Below are 19,007 nucleotides of genomic sequence, written 5' to 3' on the forward strand. Positions count from 1 at the left end.
GACATGCAGTCAGCCGACGCCATTTTGAGGTTGGAAAATGTCGGCAAGACTTTTCCGGGTGTGGTTGCACTGAACGGTATAGCGCTGGAGCTGCAGCGCGGTGAGACGCATATCATCCTAGGCGAAAACGGCGCGGGTAAATCGACCCTCATCAAGCTTCTCGCGGGCATCTATCAGCCCGATACCGGTGAAGTTTTTCTGAATGGCCGTCCCTATAGGCCAAAGACCCCGCACGATGCGCAGGTTCAGGGTATTCGCATCGTTCATCAGGAACTCAACCTGCTTTCGCATCTTTCCATTGCCGAAAATCTGATGCTGGAGAGCCTGCCGAGGCGTTTCGGCATCCTGGATCGAGCAACGCTGAACCGGCGTGCCGATGAGTTGCTGGCCGAGGTTGGCCTGGCGGTCGATCCGCGCATGCCGGTTTCGGAACTGGGTGTTGCGCAAATGCAGTTGGTCGAAATCGCCAAGGCGCTCGGTTATGACAGCAAACTGCTGGTTCTGGACGAGCCGACGGCGACATTGACCCCGCCGGAAATCGAGCGGCTGTTTGCGATCATCAAGCGCCTGAAGGCGAAGGGTGTCACGATCATCTACATTTCCCACCGTCTGCATGAGGTCTTCGAAATTGGCGACCGCGTAACGGTGCTGCGCAACGGGCGTCTGGTCGAGACGCGCGACCTGCAGGGACTGAGTGTGCCGGATCTGGTGCGTATGATGATTGGTCGCGACATCGCGGACGAGTACAGCTTCAACGCCGATATAAAGCTAGGTTCCGTCGCGTTGGAGTTGAAGGGGGTGAAGCGCAACAGCAAGGCCCCACCGGTTTCGTTCTCGGTCCGACAAGGTGAAATTCTGGGTGTTGCCGGTCTGGTCGGGTCGGGTCGTACCGAAGTGATGCGTGCGATCTTCGGCGCCGATCCCAGATCTGCTGGGGAGATCGATGTCGATGGCAGGCCGGTAACGATCCGCGACCCGCGCGATGCTGTGCGCAACGGTCTCGGTTTCCTGACCGAAGACCGCAAAAGCCAGGGCTTGCTGCTGGATATGCCTGTGTACATCAATGCCACGATCACGGATTTGAAAAAAATTTCGCATGGTGGTTTGTTGAACAGCGATGTTGAGAAAACCGCTGTGACCGAGCTTATCGAGCGGCTGCGCGTCAAGACGGCTTCAATCGACACGCCGGTGCGTAATCTCTCCGGCGGCAATCAGCAAAAGGTGGTTCTGGCAAAATGGTTGTTCCGTGGGTCGTCCACACTGATACTGGATGAGCCGACACGTGGGGTCGATGTTGGCGCAAGGCGCGAAATCTATCAGCTTCTGTGGATGCTGGCGGCGAGCCAAAAGGCCATCGTGATGATTTCCTCGGATTTGCCCGAGCTGATCGGCATGTGCCACCGCATCATCGTTTTCTCCAACGGCAAGCTGGTGGGGGAACTGGACCGATCGCAATTTGACCAGGAGCGCATTCTCTCGCTTGCTTATCAGGAGCATGTTCACGCATGACAGAGCCCACTTCCTCACCCACCCGACATCCCGGCGCTGTTGATCGTCAGAAACTGAAGCGCTTTCTGCTGCGTGATGCCGGGGTATTTCTGGCGTTGATCCTGATTACGCTGGTATTTTCCGTCACCGCCCCCTATTTCGCAACGCCGGGCAATGCGCTGAAAATCTTCGTTCAGATCGCCATCAACACAGTCCTTGCGGCGGGCATGACTTTTGTCATCCTGACAGGCGGCATTGACCTTTCAGTCGGCTCGGTTCTCGCATTATGTACGGTCGTGGGCGCTCTTATCATGACGTCCGGTCTGGATCCGGCCTTGTCAATCCCGCTGGCCGTTCTGGCGTGCATTGCCGTTGGCGGGCTTTGCGGGTTCATTAATGGCAAGGTGTCGACCTACTGGAAAATCCCGTCCTTCATCGTGACGCTGGGCATGTTGAATATCGCCGCCGGCGCGGCGCGGGTGGTGTCGAACAATTCCACCATTACCGGTCTTCCGCAGGGCTTCGTCGATTTCGGAAATCTGATTGTCGGCGGGTTCCTGCCGTCGATTTTCCTGATCGCAGTGGCCGTGATTGCTGTTGGATGGTTCGTTTTGCGCTTCACCGTCTTTGGTCGCATGATTTATGCGGTCGGCGCCAATGACGAGGCGGTGCGCTTGTCGGGACACAATCCCGACGCCTACAAGACTGCTGCCTTTGTCATTTCAGGCGTCACTGCGGGCATAGCTGCGATAGTTTATCTCCTGCGCCTGAACATCGGAAGTCCGATTGCAGGGGTCGGCTACGAACTCAATGCGATCGCGGCCGTCATCATCGGTGGGACGAGCCTGTTCGGTGGCAAAGGTTCAATCGTCGGCACGCTGGCTGGTGCCTGTATCCTGCAGGTGCTCGCAACCGGCCTGCAATTGCTCGGCATCGGCGATAATTACAAACCGATCATCATCGGCACAGTGATCATCCTCGCCGTGATCGTCGATACCTATCGTGAGAGGCTATTGCGACGGGTTCGCTGACGGTAAGATAGGAGGAGTAGGTCGGAGCCAGTTGCAGGGGCCATCGATCAGATCGGCGCGTCTCAACTGTTTGTCTTAACGCGCCTCTTGTTCCGAAAACCGTTTCACACTTTTCGGGATGCGCTCTGGAACCCGGCGCATTATGTTTCAAATCGCGCCGGGCGGAAGCTTGCGTTATTTCTTCGAACTGGTGGTCAACGGAACTACGATTTCTTTCCAGAACTTGTCTTCATCGATGTAGTTCTGAATCGCAGCCTTTTGCGTGCCGACCGGTCCCGGTTTTGCTTCTGCATTGCCTCCAATATCATTGTTGGTGAAAGCAAGGCTTCGGCCATAGTCCAGGCCCAACTCTGTATTCACGTCAATATATACACCGCTGACAGGTGCCGCTGCACCGCCCTTCGGGCGAGGGGCGTTGTTCCAGGCCAGAACGATTGACGGATCTATAACATAGGCGGCGGCAAACAAGTCCCATACATTGTCGGGCCCGAATGTGGTTCCGCTCTGCGTCTTGATTTTTTCCTCCCTTGCAAGCCAGAGCTTCTGAATGCCGGGAGGGCTGTTATCGACCATTTTCCGATACAGGTCCTCCGGCATTCCGCCCGTGTGTTCGTTGGCTTCCAGACCGGAGATCACCTGATTGCCATATGCTTTGAAGGATTCGGAGTTCGGATCGCCCCATTTTGCCCGGACACTGATCTTGGCGGCTTCGGGGTCGGCCCACCAGTTGAACTCCGCCGACGCTGACGAATTTCCAGGAACATAGAACGCGCCACCCATATAAACAATTTCAGCGACCTTCGATGGAAAGCTCGGGTCTTTGAGGATGGCCCGCGCAATATTGGTGAGCGGGCCGATTGCTACCAGTTTAATCTGGCCGGGATATTTGTTGACGGTGTCGACGAGGAAGTCCACCGCGTCCTTGTTACCATCCGGGTCGGGATTATCCAGGCCATATACCCGTTTATAGGATGGCGCCTCGCCATATTTGTGCTTATAGACGTCGGACCATTTTGCCGTGGGATCCGCATCGATCTCATTGCCGGCATCCGGTCGCAGATAACCGCCCCAGCCTGTGATAGGACTGATCTGCAATTCGGCTGCCAGAACTTCCGGGTTTGCCCGATTTCCGCGCCAGTTGCGAATGCCGTATCGGCTGCCTTCATAGATGGGCACGTCGGAGCCGAGCGCTTCCAGTTGTCGGACACCTGCGGCCACACCCGCTGGCATGGGCGTATTCCCCGAAACGACAGTCACGCCGAGCAGATCGATGTTGGGGGCCCGCTCCAGCAGGAGCATGGCCGTACCATCATCGAATAGCTCGACCATGTCAGCGTCCAGGATGACTTTCGTGCGAGGCTCCTGCGAAAATGCAACGCTAGATATTGTTAGCGAAAAGGTTAAAGTCCAGGCAAAGATAGACGGCCTGATATCCATTCTGTCCTCCCTTTTTAATGAAACCGTTCCGACGGAACGGAACAAGACGATAGGATATTATGCGGTTTTTCTTGTCAATATGGATGAATACTGACCAGAAGAATGTCGGGATGAAATATCATGCTGCCTATATTCAGGAACTACATTTTAAGTTCTGGCGTGCATCGAGCCGTGCTCGATATTCAGCCCAGCCTCAGTTGTGACGGCTCGGAACGTAATTCGCCGTTCGTCCAGCGGATCGCCGTATCGGGAAGGTCAAGGTCGAAATGGGCGCGGTTCAGAAGTGCGTTCGTTATAACCGCACTCCTCCAAGCCATCAGGCTCAATTGTGGTTCTGCGATGCCATGGGAAAGCCTGCCAGCATTGAGTACAAAAATCCGGCGGTCGACAGACCCGTTCCAATCGAAAGCGAAATCCGCACCGACACGCAAAGACCTGCCTTCGACAACTGACAAGCGATGCTGGATTGCAGAGAGGCATTCAGGCAGTGAAAATTTGTAGCCCGTAGCAAAAGTCAGATGATCTGCGCTGAGCATCTCGATTGTGCCATCGAAACCGTTGCGCATCACAATTGACAGGCTGGCGCCATCCTGCTTGAGGTCGAGAACTTCCCGGTAAGGAAGCAAGGCGGCCTGCATGGCATCACTGCCCAGATGACGCTGCTCATACAGACGCCGATATATGGCTTTGATCGTCGATGCAGAAATGCCGTCACTTGCAAGCTTTTGATGCTCGACGATTGCATGTCGCCGCGGTTCGTCGACGGGATGTGTTGGAGCCCATTGCGAAAAGTGTAAAACGGTTTTCGGACAAGATGTTCGTTCAGACAGGCTGTAAGGGCGCCGATCTGGTTCAATTAGATCGAAACAGGCTGTAACGTATTCAGTTCAGGTTCTGCTTCATGCGCAACAGCCGGAAGGTTGGGACAATGTTTCTGGTCGGAAAAACCGCATTGCGTCGACCCGGTGACGCAATGCGGTTCCCATATCCATCCGTCAGTTCCAACAGGTTCGTGACGGTGTTTGTGCGGAAGACTTACTTCTGCCAGCTCTTGACCAATTCATCGTAATTGACTGTAACCGGCTTTTCCTTCTCGTTTTCTATCTTCAACTGCGGAGCGAGGTTGCCCTTGGAAACGGCATCCTTGTTCCAGTACTCGATGTCGTGTTCCTCGGCGAGTTTCGGTCCGATGTCACCCTGAACCCCTGCACGCTCCAGACGCGCGAGCACCTTTTCCTGTTCCGCACAAAGCGAATCCATCGCCCCCTGCGCCGTTTTCGCGCCTGATGATGCATCGCCGATCGCCTGCCACCAAAGCTGAGCCAGTTTTGGATAGTCAGGGACGTTGGTGCCGGTTGGCGACCACTGTACCCGGGCCGGAGATCGATAGAACTCGACGAGACCGCCGAGCTTGGGTGCCCTGTCCGTAAAGCTCTGGTGATGGATGGACGAGTCACGGATGAAGGTGAGACCCACATGGCTCTTTTTCACATCGACCGTCTTGGACGTCACAAACTGCGCATAGAGCCAGGCAGCCTTGGCGCGGTCATCCGGAGTAGACTTCATCAGTGTCCACGACCCCACGTCCTGATAGCCAAGCTTCATGCCGTCTTTCCAGTAAACACCGTGCGGGGAGGGAGCGACGCGCCATTTGGGCGTTCCGTCCTCGTTCACGACTGGCAGTCCGGGCTTGGCCATGTCTGCGGTGAACGCCGTGTACCAGAATATCTGCTGGGCAATATTGCCCTGCGACGGGACGGGACCGGATTCAGAGAAGGTCATGCCCTGGGCTTCCGCCGGAGCATAGGCCTTGATCCAGTCGAGATATTTCTGAATGGCGTAGACCGAAGCCGGCCCGTTGGTGTCGCCGCCGCGCGCAACGCACGAACCGACCGGACGCGACTGGTCATCGACCTTGATGCCCCATTCATCGACAGGCAGGCCGTTCGGCAAGCCCTTGTCACCGTTACCGGCCATGGAGAGCCAGGCATCGGTGAAGCGCCAGCCGAGTGACGGGTCCTTCTTGCCATAGTCCATATGGCCGTAAACCTTTTTGCCCTCGAGCTCGCGGCCGGTGAAGAATTCGGCGATATCCTCATATGCCGACCAGTTGACCGGAACGCCGAGATCGTAGCCATACTTGGCTTTGAAGTCGGCCTTGTTCTTTTCGTCGTTGAACCAGTCGTAACGGAACCAGTAGAGGTTTGCGAACTGCTGGTCGGGAAGCTGGTAGAGCTTCTTGTCCGGAGCGGTGGTGAACTTGCTGCCGATGAAGTCGTCCAGATCAAGGCCCGGATTGGTAACATCCTTGCCTTCATTGGCCATGAAGTCGGTCAGGTTGCGCACTTGCTGATAGCGCCAGTGTGTGCCGATCAGATCGGAATCGTTGACCCAGCCGTCATAAAGATTCTGGCCGGTTTGCATCTGGGTCTGGATCTTTTCGACGACATCCCCTTCCTGAATGATGTCGTGCGTGACCTTGATGCCGGTGATGGCGGTAAATGCGGGTGCCAGCACTTTCGATTCATAGTCGTGAGTGGTCAGCGATTCCGAAACGACCTTTATATCCATGCCCTGGAAAGGCTTGGCCGCATCGATGAACCACTGCATTTCCTTTTCCTGATCGGCGCGCGACAGGGATGAAAGATCGCCGATTTCCTTTTCGAGAAATTGCTTCGCCTCGTCCATTCCGGCCAAAGCAGAGCCCGTCATTGCCAGCACAATGAGTGCCGTCGTCGTCATTAGATGCCGTCGCATGTTGATCCTCCCAAAGCTTGCGAGTGCATTGCATATCGACTTCCGAGCGCGGTATGTCCCCCGAGCCCACTACTGCATGAAGCGGATTTAATCCGCTCCGGATTTCTCACACGAAGCGGAACACGCCGACGGCGTAGACCACTGAAATGGCAAGAGCCCACCAAAGGTTCGGACCAACCAGTCCAAGCCATGCCAGATTGATGAATGCGCTGCCAAGCAGCGAGATGAACAAACGGTCGCCTCGTGTTGTTTCGAACCGAAGGATGCCGTTGCGCGGCGAACCGCCGGGCGAGGCATATTCCCAAACGCACATGCCCAGCAACAGAAACGCTATGGCGCTGAAAAACGCCGCCGTCTGCCAGGTCCAGGCCATCCAGGAAAAGTCGGGCATATGAAACATTGTCATACCCTCCCCAGGGCGAAGCCCTTGGCGATGTAATTGCGGACAAACCAGATCACCAGCGCGCCGGGTATCAGCGTCAATACACCGGCGGCGGCAAGCAGCCCCCAATCCATGCCCGCAGCGGAAACCGTGCGCGTCATCGTGGCGGCGATAGGCTTTGCGTCTGTCGTCGTGAGCGTGCGCGCAATTAGCAATTCCACCCAAGAGAACATGAAGCAGAAGAAAGCTGCTACGCCGATGCCTGACGCGATCAGGGGCATGAAAATCTTCACGAAGAATTTCGGAAACGAATAGCCGTCGATATAGGCTGTTTCGTCGATTTCTTTCGGTACGCCCGACATGAAGCCTTCCAGAATCCACACTGCCAGCGGCACGTTGAACAGACAATGCGCGAGTGCGACTGCGATATGCGTATCGATGAGCCCGAACGCCGAATAGAGCTGGAAAAACGGCAGGGCGAACACTGCCGGTGGTGCCATACGGTTGGTCAGCAGCCAGAAGAAAAGGTGTTTGTCGCCCAGGAAATTGTAGCGTGAAAAAGCATAAGCCGCAGGTAGCGCTACCGAAACTGAAATCACCATGTTCATGACGACATAGATGATCGAGTTGATATAACCCGAATACCAGGCGGAGTCAGTGAAGATGGCGCGATAGTTCTGCAACGTCGGCTCATGTGGAAAGAGCGTCAGCGACGTCAGGATCTCCTGATTGGTCTTGAAGCTCATATTGATAAGCCAGTAGATCGGGATCAGCAATAACACGATATAGATCGTCGGGATCAACCAGCCGAACCGTGACGTATCGCGTCTGTTCGATCGCTGTTTGATGGTGCTTGCAACCGGCACAATGGCAGGCGCCCCGCCCGCAGAGGTTCCTACAGAAGTTCCGTGTACGGCGTTCATCTCACACCTCCTGATCATGGCTTGTCATGACGGTGTAGAACACCCACGACAGGAGCAAGATAATGAGGAAGTAGATCAGTGACATGGCCGCTGCCGGGCCTAGATCGAATTGCCCCAAGGCCATTTTGACCAGATCGATCGACAGAAATGTCGTCGAGTTGCCCGGCCCGCCGCCGGTCACCACGAAAGGCTCGGTATAGATCATGAAACTATCCATGAACCGGAGCAGAACTGCGATCAGCAGAACGCGCTTCATCTTGGGAAGCTGGATGTAACGAAACACCGAAAAGCGCGAGGCTCCGTCAATTCTCGCGGCCTGATAATAAGCATCGGGGATGGATACGAGGCTCGCATAGCACAGCAACACCACGAGGCTGGTCCAGTGCCACACATCCATAACAATGACCGTTACCCAGGCATCGAACGGATCGTTGACGTAATTGTAATCCAGTCCGAGCCAATTGGCGTAATAGCCGAGCAAGCCGATGTCGCTGCGTCCGAAAACCTGCCAGATCGTGCCGACGACATTCCACGGGATCAGCAAGGGCAATGCCATGGTGACCAGACACACCGGGACCCAGAAGCCCTTTTTGGGCATGTTGAGCGCAATCAGGATACCAAGAGGTATCTGGATGGCCAGGATGATGAATGAAAAAATGAGATTGCGCCCGAGCGCGTCCCAGAAGCGACCGGAGTGAAGAATCTGTTCGAACCAGTCTGTTCCGGCCCAGAAGAACTGGTTGTTACCGAACGTATCCTGCACCGAGTAATTCACCACTGTCATGAGCGGAATGACGGCGGAAAAGGCGACCAGCACCAGCACCGGCAGTACCATGAACCAGGCCTTGTTGTTCCAGCTTTTTTCCACGATCAGCCCTCCATTCTCACGCGCCAGGAATCCGCGAAAATGCCGATTGCCTTCGGATCGAAGGTCACATGCGGATCAGCGGGCACCTCGTCATCCTCGCCGATCACGATGGCCAGTTTCTGCCCCTCGAAGCCCGCCCGCACGATGCGGTAACGTCCGATATCCTCGACCTTGTCGACGCGGATCGGCAGACCTTCACGGACGAGCCTGACAAACTCCGGCCGGATACCCAATTCGACACGTGTTGCATCGCCAATCTGCGGTGCGCCGGGCAGCGGAATGGTTTGTGTACCCACTGTCGCGGTGCGGCCTTCAATCCGGGCCGGCATGAGGTTCATGCCCGGCGAGCCGATGAAATAGCCGACGAATGTGTGCTTCGGACGCTCGAACAATTCCGCCGGGGTGCCGATCTGTACGATTTCCCCGTTGTGCATCACCACGACCTTGTCGGCGAATGTCAGTGCCTCGGTCTGGTCGTGCGTGACATAAACCATCGTGAAACCCGATTGACGGTGCATGCGCTTCAGTTGCGAACGCAACATCCACTTCATGTGCGGATCGATAACTGTCAGCGGTTCGTCAAAAAGAATCGCGTTTACATTCGCGCGTACCAGCCCTCGACCCAGAGAAATCTTCTGCTTCTGATCGGCGGTCAGTCCGCGCGCGCGCCGCGCAGCAATACCGCCGAGGTCCGTCATTTCCAGAATGTCCTTGACGCGACGTTGCACTTCCGGTTCCGGCATACGTCGATTACGCAACGGAAAAGCAAGATTGTCGAAAACAGTCATCGTATCGTAGACGACAGGAAACTGGAAAACCTGCGCAATATTGCGATCCTCGGTAGCAAGTCCGGTCACGTCCTGGCCATCGAAAAGGATACGTCCCTCGGTTGGCTGCAGAAGGCCGGAGATGATGTTGAGCAGAGTTGTCTTGCCGCAGCCGGAAGGGCCGAGCAGCGCATAGGCACTGCCGTCCTCCCACTCATAATTGACCATGTTGAGCGCATATTCGCCTGCAGCCTGTGCCTTCGCATTATAGGCATGGCGGATATGATCGAGAGTGATACGTGCCATCGTCGCGTCCCTATGCCGCCAGATCGACCGTATGGCCGACCGCACGGCCGGATTCGTCGAATGCCATCAGGTGTCGCGTGTCGAGATAGACTTCGATTTCGCGGTCGGGTTCAATGGTCTGGATGCCATGCGCCAGCATGACCCACCGGTCTCCTTCGTAATCGAGATGGATGAAGCTCTCCGATCCGGCGATTTCGGACACCAGCGTACGTGCCCGAATGGGAACGGTTGTGTTCTCGGTTGGGCGAACAAGCAGGTGATGCGGCTGAAAGGCGATGGTCAGTGGACCGTCGCTTATACTGGCCAACTGGCCCGGCACGGGAAGGGCAGGGCGATCAGCCCGCAGGAAACGGTCGCCTGCCTTGACCATGCGCGCCGTGTTTAACGGTGGGTCGGCAAATGTGCGCGCTGTGATGAGGTCGAGAGGGCGGCGATAAACGTCGATTGTACGGCCAAACTGGGTGATGCGGCCTTGCGAGAGCGCAGCCGTATTGCCGCCGAGCAGCAGGGCTTCCGAAGGTTCGGTCGTTGCATAGACGAAGATCGCGCCGGATTCGGCAAAGATGCGCGGCAATTCTTCGCGTAATTCCTCACGCAGCTTGTAGTCGAGATTAGCCAGCGGTTCGTCGAGCAGAACCAGATTGGCCTTTTTCACGATGGCCCGGGCAATCGCCGTGCGCTGTTGCTGGCCGCCGGAAAGGTTGAGCGGTGTGCGATCCAGATAAGGCGACAGCTTGAGAAGGTCTGCGGCCTTGCGAACCTCGCTGTCGATTTCCGACTGTGCCGTGCCGGCAATGCGCATCGGCGAGGCTATATTCTCATAGACGGTCAAGGCCGGGTAATTGATGAACTGCTGATAGACCATCGCCACATTGCGCTTCTGCACGGGCATGCCGGTAACATCCTGCCCGTCGAACAGGATCGAGCCCTCGCTTGGCTTGTCCAGTCCCGCCATCAGACGCATCAGTGAAGTCTTGCCGGACAAGGTGGGGCCGAGCAGGACATTCAGGCTCCCGCGTGGAAGAATGAGGCTTGTGGGATGGATATGAGTCTCTCCTCCCACTATTTTTGTGATATTTCGCAATTCCAGCATATGTCCCGAGGCCTCCTCCAACCGTCGGAATTATTGCGCTTATTGGCAAATCCCCTCAATATGGACTTCCAGGGATTGTGCCTTACCCTTTATGAGCAACTTGCTCGGTCTGCGTCTTCCCAACAATTTATGTTTTGCGGCCAGTTTCGTCACGTGTTCAAGAAGCGCGCGTGCTTCAACCTTGGTGAGGGTGTTGACACACCGGTGTTTCCCCAAAGACCCTGTCCAACATACCACAGCACAGCACCAAGCGCTCAACAAGCGCGAGCCTTCACGTGAGGCAGCACGACAAGCAGTGGCATCTTCTGTGTTTGAACAATTTCGGTTGGGCTTATTTTGATAAGCAGACAGTTCGCAATTTTGACGATAGCGCAGAGCGCCATCATTGCCTCTAATAGGCATGAGCGGCGGGCCGGCGTCAAAACATTTCGCGTCGGTCAGAGCACTGACGTAGCCCCGTTTGACTGCAGTTCTCGCGATATCCCGAAAGTTGATATCGCTATTATTTGAAAAGAGGGCACGCGCATTCGCAACTGACATGTTCCTCCGCTCGATCACACGTTCAGCCTTTGCTGGTGTGAAAGTGAATTAATGAAAATCGAAAACAAAAGGAAAGTCAAATGAAGATAATTGTTTCAATTGCGAAACCTGTTCAGCCGCTGATTAAACGCCTTCTGCATGGGATGATCAGATGAAACGATGGTGCTCGTTCGTCTTGAGCGGCGTGGGTTGGTTGGCCGAGGCAAATGGCAAAATAACGAGGCGATATGAACCGCGTTGCTTCAATCACTCAAGGGAACACTGTGTATCGTCAGGATAGGGCCGGAGTTGCCTGGGGATCAACTCCAAGCCTTCGAAGCAGCCTTCCTGCTCAATGAAGGATGAATGAGCAAGAGGCTGCACCGAAGGTAGCAGGGCGCGGTAGCACGCCCCCGTCATTAGAGCACGTTTCTATCTGATTAAATCAGATCGACGCTCTCAGTATTTGTTCTAACATGCATCTTGTTCCGAAAACCGTTTCACACTTTTCGGGATGCGCTCTAATAGTGCCCCCGCCTCACACGTGGCCCACTGTAATAGTGGTGTCTGTGATGGTTACGCCAAGTATTGTGCCTGTAATGGCGGTGTGAATGCCAGCGCGGTCCACGATAATGGCGGTTATGCGAACGCCAATGGTTTCGCTTGTAATGATGCTGTTTTTTCCAGTGTTTCCGTGAATGATGGCCCCGATGGTCCCGGACCTGTTCGACATTCGAACTCACGTCTGGCTTTGCGACATTGAGCGTTGGTGCCGCGTTTGCTGCGCCCGCTCCGATCAGCATTCCGACACCGAGAACACCGGCGATCAGTCCTTTAATTAGGTTCATTCTGCGTACTCCTTTCAAGTTCGCATCCTGAAACCTGGCGTATGAACTCAGGATGAACAGGGAAATCAGGAAAGATTTGGCTCTGTAACATGCTACTTCTCCAGCCATGAACCTCTCCGGACTGGCACCTTTGCGATTCAAGGACTACCTATAAGAATGAGATCATAACTAGCTAATTCGTAAGGGAGAAACATGCTTAGATCCAGCGTCGTTGGAACCATTCTGCTGCTGCTTCCCGTGTTCCCAGCCGCAGCAAACGACGCGCAATTGGTCGCCGATATGGCTTCCAAGTGCTGGAAGTTGCCCGAGGACATGGACTATCAACGAGCGTCCGCAACTTTCGAGGTTACGTATAATGCCGAGGGCGAGCTGGTGCGCATCGTGACTGTCGAGTATCAGCCAGTTCGGCGCGCAGGTCGAGAATTTGCAATCAGCGCCCAACAGGCGTTGAATGAATGTGCGGACAAAACGCCTGTTAAGTCCCGGACGATCCGGGTAGTAATGCGATACACAGCATCCGCATCGGATGGACCGTTGATCATGAAGAAGCCCCTCCGCTAACCAGACAACACGGCTTGCTTGTCCCTCACATTGCCTGATTGCCTGTAATAGCGATCATGTGGAGGACATCGTCGGCGGAGCAGCCGCGCGAGAGGTCGTTTGCGGGTTTGGCGAGGCCCTGGAGCACGGGGCCGATGGCCTGTGCTCCCCCGATGCGCTGGGCAATCTTGTAGCCGATATTGGCGGCTTCCAGATTGGGGAAGACGAAGACATTGGCGTTGCCCTTCAGCGGTGAACCCGGTGATTTGGCATGGCTGATTGCCTCCACGAAAGCGGTGTCGAACTGCAGTTCACCGTCGATGCACAGATCGGGTTTGCGGTCCCGCACCGTGCGGGTTGCCTGAACGACCTTCGACACGCGTTCATGCGCGGCGCTGCCGCCGGTGGAGAAGGACAGCATGGCAACGGCTGCGTCCTTTTCGGTCAGCTGGCGGTATGAATCTGCCGATTGGATGGCGATATCGGCAAGCTGGGCGGAATCCGGTTCCACCACGAGGCCACAGTCGGCAAAGACGAAAGCGCCTTTCTTTTGATGGTGCGACTGGCACAGCAGCATCAGGAAGAAGCTCGAGACGAGGGAAGCGCCTTCGGCCTTGCCGATGATCTGCAGGGCGTGGCGCACCACATCGGCTGTCGTCGCTACCGCGCCGGCGACCGTTCCGTCCGCATCGCCTTCCCGCACCATCATGGCGGCAAAGCCGAGCGGCGTCTTCACCATTGCCGCGGCCTGTTCTTCGGTCATGCCCTTGGCCTGACGCAGCCGGTAAAGTTTTTGCGCGTAATCCGCGCTTCTGTCCGATGTTTTGGGATCGATGATCGCGATCTTTGAACCGTCGATCTGTCCGCCGATGATGCTTTGCGACCCCAGCAGCGTGATGCGGGCAATGGCTTCTTGTTCGGCACGCAGCGCCGCATCGATGATACGCGGGTCCTCGCCCTCGGCCAGCACGATGTGACGTGGCTTCAAACGCGCTTTCTCAAAAATCTTTTCCAACGGCAGCATGGATGTATGTTTCTCTGGAATGGCCGGGAGATTTGTCCTCCCGGCCTGATCACTGACGGACTGGTTCAGACAGGCATTTGCTGGCGCATGTCGGCCTTGTCGATACCGGCCACGGTGACGGGTTTCTTCATCGCATCGCGGCGGAAAGGTTCGCCCAGCTCCTGATTGAGCACCACCTCGATGAAGGTGGTCACGCCCTTGGCCTGATCGTCGATTGCCGTCTGCAAGGCCTCGGTGAGCGCCTGCTGGCTATCGACAGTCACCCCCTTGAGACCGCAGCCATCCGCCACCTTGGCGTAGCTCAGATTGGGGTTGAGCTCGGTTCCCACGAAGTTGTTGTCGTACCACAGCGTCGTGTTGCGCTTTTCGGCACCCCACTGATAGTTGCGGAAGATGACCATGGTGATCGCAGGCCAGCCCTTGCGGCCGATGGAGGTCATCTCGTTCATGGAGATGCCGAACGCCCCGTCACCGGCAAAGCCGACCACCGGCGTGTCGGGCTGGCCGATCTTGGCGCCGACGATGGACGGGAAGCCGTAACCGCAGGGACCGAACATGCCGGGCGCCAGATATTTGCGCCCATGCTCGAAGCTTGGATAGGCGTTGCCGATAGCGCAGTTATTGCCGATATCGGTGGACATGATGGCGTTCTTCGGCATGCCGGCCTGAATGGCGCGCCATGCCTGTCGCGGCGACATGCGTTCCTTCTCGCGTTCACGTGCACCGGCATTCCAATGTGTACCCGGATCGTCATCCTCGTGATCCATCGATGAAAGCTGCTGCAGCCAGGCGGATTTGCGCTGATGGATGAGCTGCTTGCGCTCGTCGCGACCGGCATTGCCCGCATTGGCGCCCAACTGGTCGAGGATCTGCTGCGCGACCTGCTTGGCATCGCCGCAAATGCCGACCGTGATCTTCTTGGTGAGGCCGATGCGATCCGGATTGATGTCGATCTGGATGATCTTGGCGTCCTTCGGCCAGTAGTCGATGCCATAGCCGGGCAGCGTCGAAAACGGATTGAGGCGGGTGCCGAGCGCCAGAACCACATCGGCTTTGGCGATCAGTTCCATCGCGGCCTTGGAGCCATTATAGCCGAGCGGACCTGCGGCAAGCGGATGGGTGCCGGGAAAGGCATCATTGTGCTGGTAGCCGCAGCAGACCGGTGCATCGAGCCTTTCGGCAAGTGCGATGGATTGCGATATCGCGTCGCCGATGACGACGCCGGCGCCATTGAGGATAACCGGGAACTTTGCTTCCGTCAGAAGCTTTGCAGCCTCGGCAATGGCATCGCGCCCGCCGCTGGGGCGTTCCAGTCGCACGATCTGCGGCAGATCGACATCGATGACCTGGGTCCAGAAATCGCGCGGAACATTGATCTGCGCCGGTGCGCAACCGCGCCAAGCCTTCTCGATCACCCGGTTCAGTACTTCGGGAATGCGGGTCGCATCACGCACTTCTTCCTGATAGCAGACCATATCCTCGAACAGCGCCATCTGTTCCACTTCCTGAAAGCCGCCCTGACCAATGGTCTTGTTGGCAGCCTGCGGCGTGACCAGCAGCATCGGCGTGTGGTTCCAGTAGGCCGTCTTGATTGCGGTGACGAAGCCGGTCACGCCCGGACCGTTCTGGGCAATCGCCATGCCCATCTTGCCGGTCACCCGCGTATAGCCGTCACAGATCAACGCCGCATTGGTCTCATGCGCGCAATCCCAAAACGTAATGCCTGCCTTCGGAAACAGATCCGAAACCGGCATCATCGCAGAACCGATGATCCCGAATGCATGCTCTATCCCATGCATCTGCAGAACCTTAACAAACGCTTCTTCCGTCGTCATTTTCATGGCAGTGAATTCTCCTAAGCTACTTTTTCATAGGTTGGCGCGGTGGCGTTCTGTGCCGTTAACGCGTTTTTCCTGTCTTCAAGGACCATCTGGGCGAGTTTTGCGCCGATCATCATCGCTGGTGCATTTGTATTGCCGGAGACGATTTCCGGCATGATCGAACAGTCTGCGACACGCAGACCTTCAATGCCGCGCACACGCAGCCGGTGGTCGACAACAGAGCGTTCATCGACACCCATCCGGCAGGTGCCGGTCGGATGATAGATCGTGGTGGAATTGCTTCGTGCCCAATCAAGCAATTCGTCATCGCCGTCGAGATCAGCTGTCGGTCGGAATTCCTGCGCAATTGCAGACTTGAGAGGTTCAGTCCGGGCAATGCTGCGTGCGATGCGAATTCCCTCGACCAATGTCTGCTGGTCGTTTCTTGTCGCCAGATAATTGGGTTGAATGACTGGATGATCGAACGGGTTGCTCGAACGCAAGGCGACAGTTCCACGGCTTTCCGGCCGTAACTGGCACACAGATTGGGTGAAGGCAGAGAAAGGGTGCACACCTTCGCCGGGGCTGTCTGCCGACCATGGCTGGATGTGAAACTGAATATCCGGCGTGGCAAGTTCAGGTCGCGTCTTGACAAATCCGAAGACCAGACTGGCGGCCATCGTCATGGGGCCGGTTCTAAACAGCGCATATTCAAGACCAATGGCAGCCTTCTTGAAAAGACTGCGAACTTCGTCATTGAGTGTCGGCTCGTTGCATTTGAAAACCAGTCGAGCCTGCAGATGATCCTGCAGGTTCTGGCCCACTTCCGGCGCGTCGCGATGGACAGAAATGCCGTGAGCGGCCAGTTGTTCGGCTGGGCCTATGCCAGACAGCATGAGTATCTGCGGTGAGCCGATTGCTCCCGCGCACAAGATGACCTCACGTCTGGCATGAATCGTGCGGCGGGTGCCGTCTGGACGCTGATACTCTACGCCCGTCGCGCGGCTGTTCTGGATGACGACACGCATGATATGGGCATCGGTTTCGACGGTCAGGTTCTCTCGATGACGGATCGGGCGCAAAAATGCGGCTGCAGAAGAACATCTGCGTCCTTTGTGCATGGTCAGCTGAAAATGCCCCACGCCCTCCTGCGTTGCCCCATTATAATCGGGGTTGTAATTGTAGCCATTCGCGCGGGCTGCATCGATCCACTTTTCGCAGATTGCCCGCTTCAGGCGCGGGTCCGACACCTGCAGCTCACCTGTGGTGCCACGGTCTGCGGCGGCCGGGCGATGAAACGTTTCGAAACTCTCGAAAATGGGCCCCACATCCTGCCAGGACCAGCCGGAATTGCCGAACTGTGCCCAGCGATCATAGTCCTCTTTCTGGCCGCGGACGTAAAGCAAACCGTTGAGCGAAGACGAGCCGCCGAGCACCTTGCCCCGAGGCCAGTTCAGGCTGCGTCCGTTTAATCCTGAATCCGGTTCTGTCTGATAACACCAGTCATAGTTGGGGTCGTGCATCGTGCGAAAATAGCCAACCGGAACGTGAATCCATGGATTGCTATCCTTGCGGCCGGCTTCCAGCAGGTGAACGGTAACCGAAGGGTCCGCACTGATCCTGTTGGCCGCGATGCAGCCAGCCGAGCCAGCCCCAACTATGATGTAATCTGCTACTTCATTCATAAAGCACTTCCTCCTGACAGGATCCGTATCGCACGATGGAAACGGATCCCTGTCTTGCTGCCACTGCAGCCTGCTGGTTCCGCTAGAGCCGTTTTCGCCTGCGCTCGATTGCGACAGCGGATGCCAACGAAATTGCGGCCGCAAAAACCACGTAGACACATACCCAGAAAGGATCGTTGTTATTGATGGACATCAGATAGGTGGCGATCATCGGTGTCAGACCGGAAGCGATGATGCCCGAGAACTGATAGACGAAGGATATGCCCGTATATCTCACCGTCGGATCGAACAGGTCTGCAAACAGGGCCGCTTCCGGCCCGTAGCACATCGGATAGATGATGCCGAAGGGTAGTACGACACCCAGAATGATCAGCACGGGCTCTCCGGTCGACATGAGCCAGAAAGCCGGAAAAACGCTCAAGCCTAACAGCAATGATCCCCACGCATAGGTAACAGGTCGCCCGATCCGGTCCGACAGGCGTCCGAACAGCGGAATGAATACGATCATGACCACGGCGGCGGCGCAGACCGTCCACAATGCTGCCGTACGATCAAGCCCGGCAAAACGGGTCAGATACAGGATCGAGAAAACGGCAAAGATATTGAAGAAAACGCCGTCGATATAACGGGCACCCATGCCGAGAATGACGTTACCCGGATAGCGTTTGATCATGGTGGTAAAGGGCAAGCCCTGGTCTTGGTTACGAGACGCGGCCTTGGCCTTTTCGAACTCGGGGCTTTCTTGGATGTTCGAACGGACCCAAGTCCCTAGGAACACCAGAACGATTGACCCGATGAAGGCTGCGCGCCAGCCCCATGCCATGAACTGGTCGTCAGGTAGAAGTGACAGGAGCGCCATGACGCCTGACGACAGGAACAATCCAAGGGACAGGCCGATCTGTGGCAGGGAAGCGTAGAAACCACGCTTGTCCTTGGGCGCATATTCGTAAGCCATCAGTACTGCGCCGCCCCATTCGCCTCCAATACCAATGCCTTGAAGTATGCGAAGGAACAAAAGCGCCACGGGTGCCATCAGGCCGATGGTTTGATAGCCGGGCAAAAGTCCGATGGCGACGGTAGCACCGCCCATCATCAGCAAGCTGACGATCAGCATTGCCTTCCGGCCGATAAGGTCGCCGAAATGACCGAAAACAAGCCCGCCCAATGGTCGGGCGACAAAACCTACCGCAAAGGTCGCGTAGGCCAGCATGACAGAAACGGTTTCGTTCTCCGATGGAAAATAAAGGTGATTGAAGACGATGCCTGCCACCACGCCATAGAGAAAAAAATCATACCACTCGATGGTAGAACCGATCAGGCTGGCAAAGACCACTTTCCTGACATCGTTATTCTGGCTGCTGCTCCTCACAGCATCCACAGTTGTATCCGACATGACGCCCTCCTGCGTTTTGACGGTTATGGCCCGATCCACACTCCTCCTGTGGGTCGCGATGTCTTCAGCCTTGGCGCAAAACGAGTGAGAGTCAATTGTTTTTTGAGACGTTATGTCTCAAAAAAT

16 protein-coding genes are annotated in these 19,007 nt (G+C 56.2%); 3 read left to right on the plus strand and 13 right to left on the minus strand.

Annotated features, from left to right (window positions below):
• The first annotated feature begins 3 nt into the window (after window positions 1-3).
• Both CQZ93_RS17530 and CQZ93_RS17535 read left to right on the plus strand, forming a co-directional pair.
• Window positions 4-1,509: a sugar ABC transporter ATP-binding protein gene (locus CQZ93_RS17530; protein ID WP_105543884.1), complete on the plus strand. Its 1,506-nt coding sequence runs from the start codon at window positions 4-6 to the stop codon at window positions 1,507-1,509.
• Complete coding sequence (locus tag CQZ93_RS17535) at window positions 1,506-2,519, plus strand: ABC transporter permease (RefSeq protein ID WP_105543885.1); 1,014 nt, start codon at window positions 1,506-1,508, stop codon at window positions 2,517-2,519. Before CQZ93_RS17530 ends, CQZ93_RS17535 begins: the two co-directional genes overlap by 4 nt.
• Before the next feature lie 174 nt (window positions 2,520-2,693).
• Here CQZ93_RS17535 and CQZ93_RS17540 read toward each other — a convergent pair whose 3' ends face one another.
• The 9 genes from CQZ93_RS17540 to CQZ93_RS17580 all read right to left on the minus strand — a co-directional run bounded on the left by CQZ93_RS17540 (window position 2,694) and on the right by CQZ93_RS17580 (window position 12,304).
• Window positions 2,694-3,956 (minus strand): nucleoside hydrolase, encoded by a 1,263-nt coding sequence (locus CQZ93_RS17540; RefSeq protein WP_105543886.1) that lies wholly within the window; start codon window positions 3,954-3,956, stop codon window positions 2,694-2,696.
• Window positions 3,957-4,138: 182 nt separating this feature from the next.
• Window positions 4,139-4,813, minus strand: coding sequence for a SidA/IucD/PvdA family monooxygenase (locus CQZ93_RS17545; protein ID WP_339561765.1), 675 nt, complete (start codon window positions 4,811-4,813; stop codon window positions 4,139-4,141).
• Window positions 4,814-4,991: 178 nt separating this feature from the next.
• Window positions 4,992-6,713, minus strand: coding sequence for an ABC transporter substrate-binding protein (locus CQZ93_RS17550; RefSeq protein WP_105543887.1), 1,722 nt, complete (start codon window positions 6,711-6,713; stop codon window positions 4,992-4,994).
• Window positions 6,714-6,819: 106 nt separating this feature from the next.
• Window positions 6,820-7,113: a DUF2160 domain-containing protein gene (locus CQZ93_RS17555; RefSeq protein WP_105543888.1), complete on the minus strand. Its 294-nt coding sequence runs from the start codon at window positions 7,111-7,113 to the stop codon at window positions 6,820-6,822.
• A gap of 2 nt (window positions 7,114-7,115) precedes the next feature.
• On the minus strand, window positions 7,116-8,018 hold the full coding sequence (locus CQZ93_RS17560) for a carbohydrate ABC transporter permease (protein WP_105543889.1): 903 nt from the start codon (window positions 8,016-8,018) through the stop codon (window positions 7,116-7,118).
• Window position 8,019: 1 nt separating this feature from the next.
• On the minus strand, window positions 8,020-8,886 hold the full coding sequence (locus CQZ93_RS17565) for a carbohydrate ABC transporter permease (protein WP_105543890.1): 867 nt from the start codon (window positions 8,884-8,886) through the stop codon (window positions 8,020-8,022).
• A gap of 2 nt (window positions 8,887-8,888) precedes the next feature.
• Window positions 8,889-9,959 (minus strand): ABC transporter ATP-binding protein, encoded by a 1,071-nt coding sequence (locus CQZ93_RS17570; RefSeq protein WP_105543891.1) that lies wholly within the window; start codon window positions 9,957-9,959, stop codon window positions 8,889-8,891.
• Window positions 9,960-9,969: 10 nt separating this feature from the next.
• Entirely contained in the window at window positions 9,970-11,052 is a 1,083-nt protein-coding gene (locus tag CQZ93_RS17575; RefSeq protein WP_105543892.1) for an ABC transporter ATP-binding protein, read from the minus strand.
• Between the two features lie 1,057 nt (window positions 11,053-12,109).
• Window positions 12,110-12,304, minus strand: coding sequence for a hypothetical protein (locus CQZ93_RS17580; protein WP_105543893.1), 195 nt, complete (start codon window positions 12,302-12,304; stop codon window positions 12,110-12,112).
• Window positions 12,305-12,611: 307 nt separating this feature from the next.
• Between CQZ93_RS17580 and CQZ93_RS17585 the strand changes: the two genes are divergently transcribed.
• Window positions 12,612-12,980 carry a hypothetical protein gene (locus CQZ93_RS17585; RefSeq protein WP_105543894.1) on the plus strand — a complete coding sequence of 123 codons (369 nt, stop codon included), beginning with the start codon at window positions 12,612-12,614 and terminating at the stop codon, window positions 12,978-12,980.
• Window positions 12,981-13,005: 25 nt separating this feature from the next.
• Here the strand turns inward: CQZ93_RS17585 and pta are convergent, their stop codons facing one another.
• The 4 genes from pta to CQZ93_RS17605 form a co-directional block, all read right to left on the minus strand.
• The gene (pta, locus tag CQZ93_RS17590; RefSeq protein WP_105543895.1) at window positions 13,006-13,983 is read right to left on the minus strand and encodes a phosphate acetyltransferase; all 978 of its coding nucleotides are present in this window, start codon (window positions 13,981-13,983) and stop codon (window positions 13,006-13,008) included.
• A gap of 65 nt (window positions 13,984-14,048) precedes the next feature.
• The gene (gene xsc / locus CQZ93_RS17595; protein ID WP_105543896.1) at window positions 14,049-15,824 is read right to left on the minus strand and encodes a sulfoacetaldehyde acetyltransferase; all 1,776 of its coding nucleotides are present in this window, start codon (window positions 15,822-15,824) and stop codon (window positions 14,049-14,051) included.
• Between the two features lie 14 nt (window positions 15,825-15,838).
• Window positions 15,839-17,488, minus strand: a complete 1,650-nt coding sequence (locus CQZ93_RS17600) for a GMC family oxidoreductase (RefSeq protein WP_105543897.1) — start codon at window positions 17,486-17,488, stop codon at window positions 15,839-15,841.
• A gap of 82 nt (window positions 17,489-17,570) precedes the next feature.
• Window positions 17,571-18,881 (minus strand): MFS transporter, encoded by a 1,311-nt coding sequence (locus CQZ93_RS17605; RefSeq protein ID WP_181153417.1) that lies wholly within the window; start codon window positions 18,879-18,881, stop codon window positions 17,571-17,573.
• Window positions 18,882-19,007: the final 126 nt, after the last annotated feature.

Source organism: Ochrobactrum vermis (assembly GCF_002975205.1).
In the GTDB taxonomy this organism is placed as follows: Bacteria; Pseudomonadota; Alphaproteobacteria; order Rhizobiales; family Rhizobiaceae; genus Brucella; species Brucella vermis.

Coding starts and splice junctions, on each gene's coding strand:
- xsc (WP_105543896.1), bottom strand. CDS start 15,824: ATGAAAATGACGACGGAAGAAGCGTTTGTTAAGGTTCTGCAGATGCAT.
- CQZ93_RS17575 (WP_105543892.1), bottom strand. CDS start 11,052: ATGCTGGAATTGCGAAATATCACAAAAATAGTGGGAGGAGAGACTCAT.
- CQZ93_RS17600 (WP_105543897.1), bottom strand. CDS start 17,488: ATGAATGAAGTAGCAGATTACATCATAGTTGGGGCTGGCTCGGCTGGC.
- CQZ93_RS17535 (WP_105543885.1), top strand. CDS start 1,506: ATGACAGAGCCCACTTCCTCACCCACCCGACATCCCGGCGCTGTTGAT.
- CQZ93_RS17560 (WP_105543889.1), bottom strand. CDS start 8,018: ATGAACGCCGTACACGGAACTTCTGTAGGAACCTCTGCGGGCGGGGCG.
- CQZ93_RS17570 (WP_105543891.1), bottom strand. CDS start 9,959: ATGGCACGTATCACTCTCGATCATATCCGCCATGCCTATAATGCGAAG.
- CQZ93_RS17550 (WP_105543887.1), bottom strand. CDS start 6,713: ATGCGACGGCATCTAATGACGACGACGGCACTCATTGTGCTGGCAATG.
- CQZ93_RS17540 (WP_105543886.1), bottom strand. CDS start 3,956: ATGGATATCAGGCCGTCTATCTTTGCCTGGACTTTAACCTTTTCGCTA.
- CQZ93_RS17605 (WP_181153417.1), bottom strand. CDS start 18,881: ATGTCGGATACAACTGTGGATGCTGTGAGGAGCAGCAGCCAGAATAAC.
- CQZ93_RS17555 (WP_105543888.1), bottom strand. CDS start 7,113: ATGTTTCATATGCCCGACTTTTCCTGGATGGCCTGGACCTGGCAGACG.
- pta (WP_105543895.1), bottom strand. CDS start 13,983: ATGCTGCCGTTGGAAAAGATTTTTGAGAAAGCGCGTTTGAAGCCACGT.
- CQZ93_RS17530 (WP_105543884.1), top strand. CDS start 4: ATGCAGTCAGCCGACGCCATTTTGAGGTTGGAAAATGTCGGCAAGACT.
- CQZ93_RS17580 (WP_105543893.1), bottom strand. CDS start 12,304: ATGTCGAACAGGTCCGGGACCATCGGGGCCATCATTCACGGAAACACT.
- CQZ93_RS17585 (WP_105543894.1), top strand. CDS start 12,612: ATGCTTAGATCCAGCGTCGTTGGAACCATTCTGCTGCTGCTTCCCGTG.